Origin of the sequence: Brevibacillus porteri (genome assembly GCF_003013475.1) — a bacterium.
In the GTDB taxonomy this organism is placed as follows: domain Bacteria; phylum Bacillota; class Bacilli; order Brevibacillales; family Brevibacillaceae; genus Brevibacillus; species Brevibacillus porteri.
Genome location: NZ_PXZO01000009.1, coordinates 1,916 through 19,080 on the forward strand (window position 1 = coordinate 1,916; position 17,165 = coordinate 19,080).

Annotated in this window: 2 protein-coding genes (1 of these 2 cut by a window edge); both read left to right on the forward strand. The window is 47.2% G+C overall.

All coding sequences use genetic code 11. The features are described 5' to 3' along the window. Positions 1–8,226 carry an SDR family NAD(P)-dependent oxidoreductase gene (locus C7R92_RS06675; RefSeq protein ID WP_106833640.1) on the forward strand — a complete coding sequence of 2,742 codons (8,226 nt, stop codon included), beginning with the start codon at positions 1–3 and terminating at the stop codon, positions 8,224–8,226. After that, positions 8,223–17,165: the 5' portion of an SDR family NAD(P)-dependent oxidoreductase gene (locus tag C7R92_RS06680; RefSeq protein WP_106833641.1), read on the forward strand. The gene runs 2,988 nt beyond the window's last position; only the first 8,943 of its 11,931 coding nucleotides appear in the window; the start codon lies at positions 8,223–8,225; its stop codon lies off the right edge, out of view. Before C7R92_RS06675 ends, C7R92_RS06680 begins: the two co-directional genes overlap by 4 nt.

Below are 17,165 nucleotides of genomic sequence, written 5' to 3' on the forward strand. Positions count from 1 at the left end.
ATGAAGGTACTTTTTCATTCATTTCATGATGTGGAAACTATAGTGAAAGAAGTAATGACCGACTTATTAAAAGATACGACGAATCCCTTGGATTTCGATAAAAGCTTTGTGGAATTAGGTATCAGCTCGGTGTTGTCTGTAGAAATGGTAGAGATGATGAATAGGAAGCTAGGCATTGACTTAGGGATTGAGGTTGTTTTTGATCATGAGAATATCAAGCAACTAGCCACGCACATTTTCGAAAAATATCAGGAAATCGCTCAAGCAACAGATCGTATCCAGGCTGATCATGGCTCAACAACGATTGCGAGCAAGATAGGTAAAATCATGGCTCAACTATTGGATACACCTGTGGAAACTCTTAATTTCGATAAAAGTTTCATAGAGCTGGGCATTCATTCTGTGTTGGCGGTCGAATTAATAGAAGCAATCAATGCTGACTTGGGGCTTCATCTTGGCGTAGAAGTTATTTTTGATTATACAGAGGTGGGTGAGCTGGCTGAGTATATCTCTCTGCAATTTGCGTCAGAGATGGCAGCAGACGACAGCCAAATCCTGCCTACTGTTTTAGCAAATGAAATTCGCCACTCCGATATCGCGATCATCGGAATAGCAGGCAGATTTGCTGGCTCAGATTCGGTGGAAGAGCTTTGGAAGCATCTTGCGTCTGGCGACAGTTGTATCGAGGAAATATCGCGCAGTGGTTGGGAAGCAGATCAATATTACGGCGGGCTTCTCAAGGACATTGATCAATTTGATGCAACCTTTTTCAATATTTCGTCTGACGAAGCAAAAAGTATGGACCCTCAACAAAGGTTGTTCCTGCAAGAATCCTATAAAGCCTTTGAAGATAGCGGATACTCGGTTGAACAGTTATCCGGGAGAAAAGTAGGTGTGTTTGTCGGGGGACGCCATTCAGACTACAAAGAGAAATCTGTGTTGGCCGAAGGTGTCTCTTCCCAAACGATGCTAGGCAATGAAATGTCGATGTTAGGGGCAAGACTCTCCTACTTTTTAAATCTCAAGGGACCAAGTCTTGCTGTTGATACAGCTTGCTCCTCTGCTTTGGTAGCCATTCATTTAGCCTGCGACAGTCTGCGCAGGGGAGAAACCGAAATGGCTCTTGCAGGCGGAGTGGCGATTCACAGCTCCCCTGACTTTTTTGTGATGTCCTCCAAAATGGGCGTGGTCTCACCTGATGGAACATGCAACACCTTTGACAATCATGCGAATGGAATGGTGTTTGGAGAAGGAGTGGGAGCAGTCGTACTGAAGCCAGTTGCGAAAGCAATGGAAGATGGCGACCATATTTATGCGATCATCAAGGGCTCGACCGTGAATCAGACAGGAAAATCAAACGGTATTACAGCACCGAGCATGCTTGCCCAAAAAGAATTGATTGTGGATGTCTATGAAAATGCAGGGGTTGATCCGGAGACGATCAGTTATATCGAAACGCATGGGACAGGAACGCAACTGGGTGATCCTATTGAAGTGAAAGCATTGATGGAAGCATTTCGTTCGTTTACCGATAAAACACAATTTTGCGCGATTGGCTCACATAAGCCCAACATCGGTCATGCCACGATGACATCGGGACTGGCGAGTCTGTTTAAAGTGGTCATGGCGATGAAATATAAGAAGATCGCTCCGACGATCAGTATCAAGGAAGTCAATAAGCATATCAAATTGACGGGAAGTCCCTTTTTCATCAATACCGAGCTCATCGAATGGAATACCAGTGACGCGACTCCGCGAAGAGCAGGAGTGAGCGCTTTAGGATCGAACGGAACCAATTGTCATCTGATTCTGGAAGAAGCGCCGACGGTACAACTGCAATCAAGCAAGCAGCAAGCAGGGGCTTATTACTTGTTTCCGTTTTCAGCCAAGAGCGAGTCAGCTCTCACGAAAAAAGTGGATGAAATGTCCCATTGGTTAGCAAAAGAAGCGGGACGTTTTCACGAACAAGATATTTCCTATACCTTGTTCACTGGGAGAAGTCATTTTTCGCACCGTTGCATGTTTATTGCCAAGGACGTAGAGGAATTGCGGCAAAAAATCGCGGAAGTAAAAGAAACGGGAACAACTGCTGATTATTTTGTCCATAATGAATCGGATTTCGTGCAGCTAGAAAAGAGCTTGAAAGAGTTCGGAGAAAAATTAATTACAGAAGTAGTAGAGAACAGTTCGCTAACCACCCAAGCAAGGAAAGAGAAGCTGTCCACGCTTGCTGATTTATTTGTAAAAGGGTACAAGCTGGATTGGAGCTCCTTATATAAAAACGGCAAATATACCCGGGTGCCTTTGCCAGCCTATCCATTTAGAGGGGAACGCTATTGGCTGCCCAAAACAAAGAGACAGGATCGCTTGCCCAATACCCACCCCGAATTGTGGAAGGAGATGGACGAGCTTCTCTGCAAACTGTTATGGGGGCAAATGCAGTCCATCGGTTGGTTTACGGACAAGAGTGTGAATGTAGCCGACCTCAAGGCAAAAACAGGCTTCCAGCACCGTTATGAAAAATGGCTGGAAGAAACTATCGCGATGTTAGCTCGTCATGGCTATCTCGATGGCTTTGATGGAGAGCAATGCCTGGTGGTTGATCCGACTTTGATCGAGGTAGATGCTGTATGGGCAGAATGGGATCGACGTAAGGTAGCATGGCGTAAGGATGCCAATTTAGAAGTGCGGATCAGATTGCTGGAAGCAACGATGAAATCTCTGCCGCACATTGTAACAGGCAAGCGACTTGCTACGGATGTCATGTTTCCAGGCTCTTCTATGGAATTGGTACAACATATTTATAAAAATAACCCGGTGGCAGATCACTACAATGAAGTGCTAGCGGAAACAGTTGCCACCTATGTGGAAGAACGGATGAAACAAGATCAGTCTGCAAAAATTCGCATCATAGAGATTGGTGCGGGGACAGGCGGAACGAGCACGTTTGTATTTGAAAAGCTGAAGCCTTATCAGCAGTTTATGGAAGAATATTGCTATACCGACATCTCCAAAGCATTTTTGATGTTCGCACAAAAGGAATATGGACCGCACGTTCCGTATCTGACCTATCAAATTTTTAATGTGGAAGCGCCTTTTGCTGAGCAAGGCGTTCGAGAGGGCTATTACGATCTGGTGATTGCAGCTAATGTGTTGCACGCCACCAAAGATATTCGCAAAACCTTGCGCCATACCAAAGCTGTTTTACGAGAAAACGGTTTGGTTCTTTTAAATGAGATTAGCAGTAATTCCTTGTTCCTTCATCTGACCTTTGGTCTTTTGGAGGGATGGTGGCTGTCTGAAGATACGGATGTACGTATTCCAGGTTCTCCTGCCTTAACTCCGGCAGATTGGGAAACAGTACTGGAAAAGGAAGGATTTCACGCGATCTCTTTTCCAGCTCAGGAAGCTCATGATCTGGGACAACAGATTGTCCTTGGAAAAAGCGATGGCGTCCTCCACCCTGATGTTTGTGTCGGTACGACTGCTTCACCTATCGCGCGAGAGACTGTCCATCAGTCAAAAGCAGAAGGGAGAGTCTCTTCGCAGCCAGCACCTCAAAACATTCCAAGCCAGTCTGGGGTGACCGAGCAGACGGTGACGGATTATGTGAAGGATATGATTATTGAAAAGCTGGTCACCGCATTGGAAGTCGATGTCGATTCGATCGATGTGGATGAACCTTTTAGAGATTATGGATTGGATTCCATTCTCGGGGTTCGTTTGGTTCAAGAGATCAATCAAGCGATGATCATTGAAATAGAGACGACCATTCTTTTTGATTACAGTACAGTCAATCAACTTGCCAGCTATATTTTGTCTGAGTACAAAGAGGTCATTTCTCATGCGTTAGGACAGAAAGTCAGTCTATCCGAGCAGAGGGAAGATTCCGTCTCTGCTATTCAGACTGAGCCATTCATTCAAGCAGCTCCTATGCTTTCAGCGGAAAAAGGGCGCGCATCAGAAAAAGCTGCGTTCCTCGCTGAACCCATTGCGATTATTGGAATGAGCGGTACGTTTGCCTCATCTGATAACGCTGACGACTTATGGGATCACTTGGTGAACGGTTCGGATTTGCTTACGAAAGTGACTCGTTGGGATTTATCAGCGTACGGACTGGACGAGGCAGAAGGCTATCAATACGGCGGGCTTGTAGAAAATATTGACTTGTTTGATCCGCTTTTTTTCAACATCTCCGGTTTGGAAGCTGACTATATGGACCCGCAGCAACGATTCTTTTTAGAGGAATCCTGGAAAGCGTTGGAGGATGCTGGCTATGCGGGTCAAGGCGTGCAAGGAATCCAATGCGGTGTCTACGCAGGATGTGCCAAAGGTGATTACGATCGTCTCGTGGGAGAGAATCCTCCTGCCCAAGCCTTCTGGGGAAATATGGAGTCCATTGTGCCTGCTCGGGTTGCTTATCATCTGGACTTGCAGGGACCTGCCGTCACGATTGATACGGCTTGCTCCAGTTCCTTGGTGGCGATTCATATGGCATGCCAAGCCTTGCGTACAGGTGAGGTCGACATGGCATTGGCAGGTGGTGTCTTCATTCAATCTACGCCAGGATTTTATTTGTCTGCCAAGCGAGCAGGTATGCTGTCACCGACAGGACGCTGCCATACGTTTGATGAGCGGGCCGATGGCTTTGCGACGGGAGAAGGCGCTGGTGTCGTTGTACTGAAACGTCTCTCGGAAGCGATCGCTTGCGGTGACCATATTTACGGTGTCATTCGAGGCTCGGGAATCAATCAGGATGGGACGACGAATGGGATTACTGCGCCGAGTGCGAAATCTCAGGAGCGATTGGAACGCAATGTCTACAATACATTCGACATCAATCCTGAGCAAATTACGATGGTCGAGGCTCATGGAACGGGAACCAAGCTGGGAGATCCGATTGAGTATCAAGCGCTAACTCGCGCTTTTCGGACATATACGGATAAAAAAGAATTTTGTGCGATTGGATCGATCAAGACGAATATTGGTCATACCCAGATCGCAGCAGGCGTTGCAGGGGTCATCAAAATCCTTTTGTCATTGAAGCACAAACAAATAGCGCCATCGCTGCATTTTGAAGCAGGGAACGAAAACATTACGTTTGCAGATAGCCCGTTTTATGTCAATACAAGCCTGAAGGAATGGTCAGTGGAGCCGCAAGCCAAACGTTGTGCGGCGATCAGTTCCTTTGGAGCCAGCGGTACAAATGCGCATATGGTCATCGAAGAGGCGCCTCAGGTAGAGCGGAATCATGCGAAAAAGCCGGGCTATTTGATTGTGTTGTCGGCTCGCACTTTTGAACAGCTACGCCAGCAGGTTGCCCAATTGCTTTCGTTTTGTGAAAAAGCACCGGAGACGGATTGTGGAAATATCAGCTATACGCTGTTAGTAGGCAGAAAGCATTTCCATCACCGCTTCTCTTGCATGGTTCAGCATACAGCTGAGCTTGTCCAGCTTTTGAAAAAGTGGCTGGAAACAGGAAAAGTATCTCAGGCTTTTGTTTCCGAGTTAAATGAAAAAGATCATCGTGAACAAACCGCATTGAAACGTTACGGTAATCAAAGCATCGAGAATTTGCATGGGACGAGTCAGTCGAGCGAATATTTGGAACAGTTGTCTGTGATCGCAGAATTGTTTGTGCAGGGATATGGATTGGACTATGACAAGCTGTTTGCGGACGATTCGTATTCTCGTATTTCTCTTCCCACGTATCCTTTTGCCAAGGAACGCCATTGGGTACTTGAGAGTGAAACAAAAGCAAATGCAAGGGTAGCAGCAAAAAACGCCACAGCCTCCGTGATCCATCCCATGCTGCATCAGAACACTTCTACTTTCTCCGAGCAACGGTTTAGCTCCATCTTCACGGGAGAAGAGTTTTTCTTGGCGGATCACGTAGTCAAAGGGCAGCGGGTGTTACCGGGAGTTGCCTATCTGGAGATGGCAAGAACCGCGATGGAGCACGCTGTAGGAGAGAGAGTCCATGGGGATACGGCGATGAAACTACAAAATGTCGTATGGGCTCGTCCGATCGTTGTAGGCGATCAGCCTGTTAAGGTACATACGGGTCTCGTTCTCGAAGAAGATGGTGAGGTGTCCTACCAAATCTATAGCGAGGCAGAGGGCAGTGATGCTGAGATCGTGGTACACAGTCAAGGAAATGCTGTGCTTAGTCCGCTTTCGGAGTTGCAAATGCTTGATTTGCCAGTTTTGCAAGCGCAGTGCAGCGAGCGTGTGATTTCATCCGAGGAATTCTATAAGTTCTTTAGAGCGATTGAGATTGATTATGGATTCGGACATAAAGGAATAGACAAGGTATATGTCGGGCCAGGACAAGTCTTGGCAAAGCTGGTTTTACCATTATCGGTCACCGGCTCAGAGGATCAGTTTGTCTTGCATCCTAGCTTGATGGATTCAGCTTTGCAGGCCTCTGTGGAGTTAACACTCTCTTCCCGTCACGTGATGTCGTCGGATAGTATGGCAAAACGCAAGCCAGTGATGCCTTTTGCCCTGGAGGAGATTGAAATCATCAGCCCGTGCACCCCTGAGATGTGGGCATACGTGCGATACAGCGACGGAAGCCAAGCGGGGGATAAGGTAGAAAAATACGATATGGATCTATGTGACGACACAGGAACGGTTTGTGTACGAATGAAGGGATTCACATCTCGGATACTGGAAAGAGAGATCCAAACAGATCGGACAGCAACAAAAACGCCAGTTGAGACCTCTAGCGAATCGCTGATTGGAACGATGCTGCTCAGTCCTGTATGGGAAGAGGTTGTGATGGACCGTGGTTCGGAAACGCCACTTGCAAGTGATCGTATTCTGATTGTTTGTGCAGATGATGGGAACCGAAGCCTTGTTCAACAACGCTATCCTCAGGCAGCTGTTATGGAGATTACACCCGCAGAGAGTATAGATGAAATAGCGGTGAAGCTTGCGCAAGTTGGTTCGATTGATCATATCATCTGGATTGCGCCATGGATTGATTTAGAATATCTGGCAGAAGAGGCACTCATCATCGAGCAGGAGCGCGGTGTATTTCATGTGTTTCGCTTGCTAAAAGCGCTGCTCAAGCTGGGCTACGATACAAGGGAGCTAGGATGGAGTCTCGTAACCTTCCAGACCCAACCCATTCATCAAAACGATGTGGTCAACCCTATTCATGCCAGTCTTTACGGATTAGTCGGTTCGATGGCAAAAGAATACACAAACTGGCGTATCCGACTTGTTGATCTGGAAGCTGGTCGTGCTTGGCCAATGGAAGAGGTTTTCACCCTTCCGCCAGATGCCGAGGGAAATGCAACGGTTTATCGCGGAGGGAAATGGTATCGTCAGGAATTGATTCCATTACGTCAACCGCGATGGGAACAGGCTTCCTACAGGCAGGGGGGAGTCTATGTTGTGATTGGAGGTGCTGGCGGTATTGGCGAAGTCTGGAGCGAATACATGATCAGCACGTATCAAGCGCAAATCATCTGGATTGGACGCCGAGAAAAGAATGCAGAAATCCAAGCCAAAGTGGATCGACTTGCGAAGCTCGGACCTGCTCCTGTCTATATGGCGGCGGATGCGACGAATCGCAAGTCCTTGTATTTTGCCTATGAAGAGATCAAAAAGCGATACAAGCAAGTGAACGGAGTCATTCATTCCGCGATTGTCCTGCTAGATAAAAGCCTCGCGAATATGGACGAAGAGCGCTTCCGTGCCGGACTTTCGGCAAAGGTAGATGTAAGCGTGCGGATTGCGCAAGTATTTGATCGGGAGCCGTTGGATTTTGTCATGTTCTTCTCATCGATCAACTCATTTACCAAGTCGCCTGGACAAAGCAATTATGCGTCAGGTTGTACGTTTAAAGATATATTCGCGCACCAGCTTTCGTTGCATAGCCTCAGTGCAGTGAAGGTGATGAATTGGGGATACTGGGCGAACGTAGGCATTGTTGCCACCAAGGATTACCAGGAGAGGATGGCACAGGCAGGATTAGGCTCCATTGAACCTAGCGAAGCGATGATGGCCTTGGAAAACCTGCTTGCTGGACCGATGAATCAAGTCGCGTTGGTGAAAACAACGAAATCACAGGCCATGCTTACGATAAATTCGGATAAATCGATTCACATCTATCCAGAAAAACTGGTATCACACATCGAAAGTGTAAAGAATGATATGCCCAAACTAGAGTTTTCGTCTCAACGCAGACAATCTGAAATGGAGGCTTATAAATGAACACAATGGATAAGCTTCTCAGTGAACTACTCTTTGGTCAATTACAGTCAATCGGGCTGTTCACGGTAAAAAAACAGACAATAGCAGAACTCAAAGCCAAATTGCATGACAGGTACGGCAAATGGCTGGAAGAAAGCATAGCCGTTCTCGTGCAAAACCATTATCTTGCGTACGACGGAGAGTCACTCATCGCAAACGATATCACCCCTATTGATCTTGATACAGCATGGAAAAAATGGGAGGAAGAAAAAACAGCATGGCTCAACGACCCGAATAGTAAAGCTCAGGTGATTCTGGTAGAGGGAACTATGCGAGTATTGCCAGAGATTTTACTAGGAAAGATTCCAGCTACAGAAATCATGTTTCCTAATTCCTCGATGGAATTGGTGGAAGGGATTTATAAACATAACGTGGTTGCAGATTACTTTAACGAAGTGCTAGCCAATACAATTGTTACTTATGTGAAGCAGCGTACGGAGCAAGATGCTTCTGCACGGATTCGAATTTTGGAAATCGGGGCAGGTACAGGTGGAACCAGTGCGATCGTACTGCCAAGGCTAAAACCCTTTCAGAAGCATATCGAGGAATATTGTTATACCGATGTTTCGCAAGCCTTTTTACTTCACGCCGAAAAAGAGTACGGAGCCGAAAATCCATATCTTACGTATCGGATATTTAACGTGGAAAAGCCTGTTGAGGATCAGGGGATCGCTGCGGACACCTATGAACTGGTGATTGCCACAAACGTGCTGCATGCAACGAAAAATATTAGCCAAACCTTGCTCCATGCTAAAACAGCTTTACAGAAAAATGGCTTACTGATTCTGAATGAGTTGACGAGCAATACCTTGTTTGCTCATTTGACTTTTGGCTTGCTGGATGGTTGGTGGGGCTATGATGATCCAGAATGGCGTATTCCTGGATGCCCTTTGTTAACGGTTGAAACATGGCAAAAGATGCTGAAGAAGGCAGGATACCGATCTGTTTTCTTGCCAGCGGAAGAGCATTTGGATTTATGCCAGCAGATTATTGTTGCAGAAAGCGATGGGGTTATACGCCGTAGCAGTCAGCCGAGGCAGTCGGCGGTAACAGTTGCGTATTCGCCTATAAAAAAGCAAGCCACAAAGTTGAAGGCGAAACCACTTAAAAAACAAGTGCCTGTACGCACAACACCAGCGAAAAAATCAGGCAGAGTCACTGAGGAAGTTCTTCGCGAAAAAAGTACGATTTATATGAAAAGACTGATTGGTGAAACGCTTAGAATTCCGACCCATCAGATTCAATCATCAGCCCCATTAGAGCAATATGGGATTGATTCGATTTTGGTTGTGCAATTGACCAATTCTCTTCGCAAAGATTTTGCGAATATGAGCAGTACGATATTTTTTGAGTATCAAACGATTGATGCCTTGATAGAGTATCTCATCGAGACGCAAAAGGAAGTGTTGATCAAGGTAATAGGTTTAGAAGCACAGGAAGCAATTGACGAAACATACCAGAGCGAGATAGAGAATGAAGAGATGAACGTCTCTGCTTCAACGGCGTACACCAAGCTTCCTGTGAGAAAAACGAGACGCTTTTTATCCGTTCGAGAACAAGAAAGCAAGGAATCCATTTCGCCTTCATCTGTGGTGCGGGATGTGGCGATCATCGGTCTTTCCGGGCGTTATCCGCAGGCGAAAAATGTGGATGAATTCTGGAACCGTTTAAAAGAGGGCAAAAACTGCATTTCTGAAATCCCTAAGGATCGCTGGGATTGGAAGAATTATTTTGACGAAGAAAAAGGTAAAAAGGAATCTATGTATTCAAAATGGGGCGGATTTATCGATGATATGGATAAATTCGATCCCTTATTTTTTCAAATCTCTCCAAAAGATGCCGAAGAAATGGACCCGCAGGAACGGTTATTTTTACAAGAAGCCTATGCGAGTATCGAGGATGCTGGATATACGCCTACCACTCTGTGTGAAAGCAGAAAAGTAGGCGTTTTTGTCGGCGTGATGAATGGAAATTATCCGACGGGAGCCACTTATTGGTCGATCGCGAATCGACTCTCCTATCTCTTAAACTTTCAAGGTCCAAGTGTTGCGGTGGATACCGCATGCTCCGCTTCTCTTACAGCGATTCATTTCGCCTTGGAAAGCTTGTACAGCGGTACAAGCGAGTGTGCAATCGCAGGGGGAGTCAATCTCATTGTCGATCCTGTGCACTATATGAAATTGTCAGCTTTGACGATGCTCTCTCCTTCGGATCAATGCAAGTCCTTCGGCGATCAAGCGGACGGTTTTGTGGATGGAGAGGGTGTGGGCGCAATCGTCTTGAAGCCTTTGGATAAGGCGATAGCCGATGGCGACCATATTTACGGAGTCTTCAAAGGAAGTATGATGAATGCCGGTGGGAAAACGAATGGCTATACCGTCCCTAATCCGCAGGCGCAGGCGCAGTTAGTGGCAGATGCCTTACAACGTGCCAAGGTACATGCAAGAACGGTCAGTTATCTGGAAGCACACGGAACAGGGACGGAGCTGGGAGACCCGATCGAGGTTGCTGGACTTACTCGCGCCTTTGAAAAAGACACCCAGGACAAACAGTTTTGTGCATTGGGATCAGCGAAGTCGAATATTGGACATTGTGAAAGTGCGGCAGGGATTGCTGGCGTAACGAAAATATTATTGCAGCTGAAGCACGCGCAATTAGTGCCATCCTTACATTCCAGCACACTCAATCCCAATATTGATTTCACCAAGACTCCGTTTGTGGTTCAGCAAGAGTTGGCGGAATGGAAACGCCCAATCGTTGAAATCAATGGCACAACCAATGAATATCCACGAATTGCAGGGATTTCCTCGTTTGGTGCGGGGGGAAGCAATGCCCATGTGATTATTGAAGAATATATTCCGGAAGAGCAACAGCCATCCAGTATAAAAATCACACCTCAGAACCCGGCTATTCTTGTTTTGTCAGCAAAGAATGCGGAGAGGTTGTATGAGAAAGCTCAGCAGTTGTTAGCCTTTATCCAAGAACACTCCTTATCTGATGCGAACTTAGCCGACATGGCGTACACGCTTCAGGTAGGACGTGTCGCCATGGAAGAGCGTCTTGCTGTCCTTACTGGCTCTGTGAAGGAGTTGCAACAAAAACTAACAGCTTATGTAGAAGGACAAGAGCATATTGCTGATTTGTATCGGGGTCAGGTAAACCGAAATCAGGAAATGCTGGATATTTTGACGTCCGATGATGAATGGGAAGAAACGATTGCGAGATGGATGGAACGAGGCAAATACAGCAAGCTTCTCGACCTGTGGGTGAAGGGCTTACCTATTGATTGGAACAAGCTTTATCAGGAAGAGCAACCGAGTCGTATCAGTTTGCCGACGTATCCTTTTGCCAAGGAAGCATATTGGATCGAAGCCAAGCCTGTTAGCAGTAGCGCAGGGGTAGGTTCGATTCATCCTTTGTTACACAAAAATACATCCGACTTCATGGAGCAGCGGTTTAGCTCCACGTTTACGGGACAGGAGTTTTTCCTGAGTGACCATGTCATCAAGGGTCAACGTGTCTTGCCAAGTGCGGCTTATCTGGAGATGGCACGGGCAGCAATACAATTGGCGACGGGAGGTCTGGGTTCGGAGCAAGAACAGGAAGGACTTCGTTTCAAAAATGTGGTCTGGACTCAACCTTTGGTTGTCGGGTCAGAGCCCGTTCAGGCTCATATCGAACTCTATCCTGAGGCGAATGGTGAGATTGTTTTTGAAATTTACAGCGATAGCAGGCAAGACCAGGAGCAAAGAGCGGAGATTGTACACAGTCAGGGAAGTGCCGTGTTGTGCTCCATTCCAGATATTCTACCTTTCGATCTCACCGCATTGCGGGAACAGTGTAACCTAAGCAAACTCAGCGCGGAACAATGCTATGAAGCTTTCAAAAAGATGGGAGTCGACTATGGGCTTGCACATCGTGGGATAGAGCAAATTTTGATCGGTCAGGGGCAGGTGCTGGCGAAGCTGTCTCTGCCTTCGTCCGTGATGAAGACCCAAGGACAATTTGGTCTGCATCCGAGTTTGCTCGACGCAGCCCTACAGTCGTCGCTTGGCTTGATGATGGCAACCAGTGATTTTTCGCTGATTCTTCCCTTTGCTCTTGAGGAATTGGAGATCGTAGGTACTTGCTCCGCTTCCATGTGGGCACTCATTCGTTATAGTGAGGGCAGTAAAGCTGGAGATATAGTGGAGAAGTTTGATATCGACTTGTGTGACGAGAACGGAAATATCCAGCTGCGGATGAAGGGCTTTTCTACGCGCAAGATCGCAAATGAATCGGTTGGATCAGGAGTAGAAGCGTCAAAAGCTTCAGTTTCTTTCGAAGAGGAGAATGCCTTGGATTCCTCCTCACTAATGGAACAGGCAACCCATTATTTAAAAAAGCTGCTTTCCTCCGTCATCAAATTACCAGCAACGAAAATGGAAGCAGACGCCTCGTTGGAAACATACGGTGTCGATTCCATTGTGGCCATGCAGATGACCAAGGAGTTGGAAAAGCGATTTGGCTCGTTACCAAAAACGCTATTTTTTGAATACCAAACGATTAAAGAATTAACAGGTTATTTCGTTGAAAACTACCGTGAAAATCTGATGCACATCCTGGGGATGGGGGAAAATGCGGAAGCTCCCCTCACGCAAGAGCCAAAAACAACGATTGTGGATGAGAGGACAGCACAGACAGAGCGCAGGAGCAAAAAACGCAAGTCTCAGCGTTTCGCGTCCCTGCGCATGGAAACCCAACGATCAAAAGGAGCGTTGGACATTGCCATTATTGGTATTTCTGGACGCTATCCGCAAGCTTGGAACATACATGACTATTGGAAAAATCTGCGTGACGGCAAAGATTGTATTACCGAAATCCCAAAAGACCGTTGGGATCACAGTCTGTACTTTGATGAAGTAAAGAACAAGGGCGGTAAGTCGTATTCCAAATGGGGCGGCTTTATAGACGGTGTCGATCAATTTGATCCGCTGTTCTTCCATATTTCCCCGCGGGAAGCAGAGCTGATGGACCCACAGGAGCGGTTATTTTTACAGTGTGTCTATGAAACGATAGAGGATGCAGGGTATACGCGCGATGCTCTTGGCAAGCACGATGGCTTGGGAGGCAATGTAGGGGTTTACGTAGGGGTTATGTACGAGGAATATCAGCTCTATGCGTCCGCTGAACAGGCGTTGGGCAGAGCGCTTACGATTGCGGGAAGTCCAGCTTCCATCGCTAACCGCGTCTCCTATTTTTGCAATTTCCACGGTCCGAGCATGGCGGTCGATACGATGTGTTCTTCATCGTTGACGGGAATTCATTTAGCGTGTCACAGCCTACAGCGCGGTGAATGTGAGGTTGCGATCGCAGGTGGTGTGAATGTTTCTATTCATCCAAACAAATATTTGTATTTGTCGCAGGGCAAATTCGCTTCCAGCAAAGGACGATGCGAAAGCTTTGGGGAAGGCGGAGACGGATATGTACCTGGCGAAGGAGTCGGAGCGGTATTGCTCAAACCTCTGGCGAGAGCAATCGCTGATGGAGACCACATCTATGGTGTGATCAAAGGAAGCGCCATTAATCATGGTGGAAAAACGAACGGCTATACGGTTCCCAATCCTCATTCTCAATCAAGAGTGATTCGCCGTGCTTTCGAAGAGGCTGGAATTCACCCGCGAACGGTCAGCTACATAGAGGCACACGGTACAGGGACTTCATTGGGGGACCCGATTGAAATTGCCGGATTGACGAAGACCTTTCAGGAATACACGAAGGAGAATCAGTTCTGCGCGATTGGTTCGGCCAAGTCAAATATCGGGCATGCTGAGAGTGCGGCAGGGATAGCAGGGTTGACCAAGATATTGCTGCAAATGAAATACAAGAGGCTAGTTCCGTCCCTTCACTCCCGCACACTGAATCCGAATATTGATTTCAGCAAGACTCCATTTGTCGTGCAGCAAGAGCTGGCGGAATGGAAGCGACCGGTGATTGAAATCAATGGGGTAACGAGAGAATATGCAAGGATTGCGGGGATATCCTCCTTTGGGGCGGGAGGGGCAAATGCTCATCTCGTCATGGAAGAATACATCGAAGAGGAACACCGCCCACAATTCAGCATCTCGGCAAAAAATCCAGCTGTTATCGTATTGTCAGCCAAGAATAAAGACCGTCTCCTAGAGCAGATGCAGCGGATGTTATCTGCTATTCGGGAGCAAGTGCTGACGGACAACGATCTAGCAGACATTGCTTACACGCTACAGGTAGGACGTGAGGCGATGGAAGAGCGGTTCGCTGTGATCGTCAAGTCGATCTCTGAGCTGGAAGCAAAGCTAACGGGTTATCTGGAAGAGGAGGATGACATACAAGACCTGTTCATGGGTCAGGTAAAGCGGAATAAAGAAACGATGGATGTTTTCGCCGCAGATGAAGATTTACAACAGGCAATCGATACATGGATCGCAAAAGGGAAATACGCAAAGATTTTGCAGATGTGGGTACAGGGACTGATTTTTGACTGGAACAAACTCTACGGGGATACGAAGCCTCGTCGAATCAGCTTACCTGCTTATCCTTTTGCAAGAGAGCACTATTGGCTGCCAAAGGTGGATTCACAAGCAGCTGGTTTTACCGCAGGAGCGCTGGCTACCCTACATCCCATGCTGCATCAAAATACGTCGACACTTTCGGAACAACGGCATAGTTCTACTTTTACAGGGCAGGAGTTTTTCCTTAACGATCATGTCGTGAAGGGGCAAAAGGTCTTACCTGGGGTAGCTTATCTGGAGATGGCACGAGTGGCTGTGGATTTGGCAGCAGGTGTCCGATCTGATAACCAGTCGGCGATTCAATTGAAAAATATCGTGTGGGCGAAACCAGTTATTGTGGAAGATGTACCCATCCAAGTACACACGGGACTATACCCGGAAGAGAATGGTGAAATTACTTTTGAAATCTACAGCCAGCCAAGGGAAGCCGAGGAGAATCTAGTAGTACATAGCCAGGGAAGAGCAGTACTACGATCAGCTATGGAAGCGCCAACGCTCGACCTTTCTGCCATTCAAGCACAGTGCACAAAGAGTAGTTATCGCTTTAGCCAATGCTACGAAACGTTTCATGGGATAGGACTGGCATACGGTCCATCACACCAAGGGATTGAGAAGCTGTTTGTCGGGTCAGACCAAGTGCTGGCGAAGCTGATCTTGCCTTCCTCTGTTACGGATACAGCAGGAAAATTTGTCCTCCATCCGAGTATCATGGACGCCGCATTACAGGCATCGCTTGGTTTCGTAATGGGCACTACCGACCTTCAGCCGTCCTTGCCTTTTGCCTTGGAGCAATTGAATATTTACAGTTCTTCTACAGCTGCGGTATGGGCGTTGGTTCGATACAGTGACGGCAATGCAGCTACCCAAAAAGTGCAAAAGCTCGACATTGATTTGTGTGATGCGCAAGGCAAGGTTTGTGTAAGTATGAAGGGGTTCACAACGAGGAGCCTCGCAGGTGAAAAAGCTGCCGGAGTTGTACAAGGGAGCAAAGGTGCAGGGGAGTCAGATAAAATCACGAGTACGCTGATGCTTCAGCCTGCTTGGATCGAAAAAGCCATTCCTATGGAAGCCAAAGCTCCTGAATATGAACAGCATGTAGTGATGCTCTGCGAACCAGAGAAGATCTCTTGGGAAAGCATGTCCTCTCAGATAAACGGTGTGAGATTCCTTTTGTTGCAATCCAATCAGCAAGGCATGGCGGAACGATTCGAAGCGAATGCTGTTCAGGTTTTCGAAGAAATCAAAGCCCTTCTTCAAGCAAAACCAAAGGGGAAGGTGCTGATTCAGATCGTTGCTCCTCTCCGATCAGAACAACGACTGTTTGCTGGAATTGCTGGCCTATTAAAAACGGCACAGATCGAGAACCCGAAAGTAATCGGACAGTTGATCGAAATCGATTCAACAGAAGATTCAGCGGGATTGGCAGAGAAGCTGAGAGCAAACAGCTTGTGCCCAACAGATAGCCAGATTCGCTATCAATTAGGGAAACGATATATGGCGGGATGGAGTGAAGTGGCAGCTCCACAGCATGAAGCAAGCATGCCGTGGAAAGACAACGGAATTTATCTGATTACGGGCGGAGCAGGTGGTTTGGGACTTATTTTTGCCGAAGAAATGGCGGAGAAAGCCCGTGGCATCACCTTGATTCTGACGGGACGCTCTGCGCTGACTGATGAGAAGCAAGCAAAGCTTCGTATGCTTGCGAACACCGGGACAAAAGTCGAGTATCGCCAAGTGGATGTCACGCAGAAACAGGCAGTAGAGGATTTGGTCCAAAGCATTCGATCAGAGTTTGGCGATCTTCACGGCATCATTCACAGTGCGGGTGTGACTCGCGACAATTTTATCCTGAAGAAAACCAAAGAAGAAGTACAAGCAGTTCTCGCGCCAAAAGTTGCAGGACTCGTTCATTTAGACGAAGCGACTAAGGGGCTGAATCTGGATTTCTTTGTGCTCTTTTCTTCAGCGGCTGGAAGCTTGGGCAATATGGGACAAGCAGATTATGCGACTGCCAACGCCTTTATGGATACCTACTCCGCATACCGTAACGAACAGATCGCGTTAGGTGAACGGCAGGGTCAGACGATCTCCATCAATTGGCCTCTGTGGAAAGAGGGCGGAATGCAGGTAGACGAAGAGACAGAAAAGAGATTGTGGGACGACCTTGGCATGGTTGCTATGCAGACGGCTTCGGGTATCAACTGCTTGTACCGGGGGTTAGCTTCGGGACAAGATCAGTTGATGGTAATGGAAGGCGATCTTGTACGAATGAAGCAAAGGCTGATGGGGGTCTCTGTGACCTCGTCGACACTAACAGCTCATTCGAACAGCTTGCAAAGTGAAGTTCAAGCGTCTTTGCTGAAAATAGTT

What these genes read in the sequence shown, in the direction of transcription:
- C7R92_RS06675 (WP_106833640.1), top strand. Translation starts at nt 1, where the DNA reads ATGAAGGTACTTTTTCATTCATTTCATGATGTGGAAACTATAGTGAAA.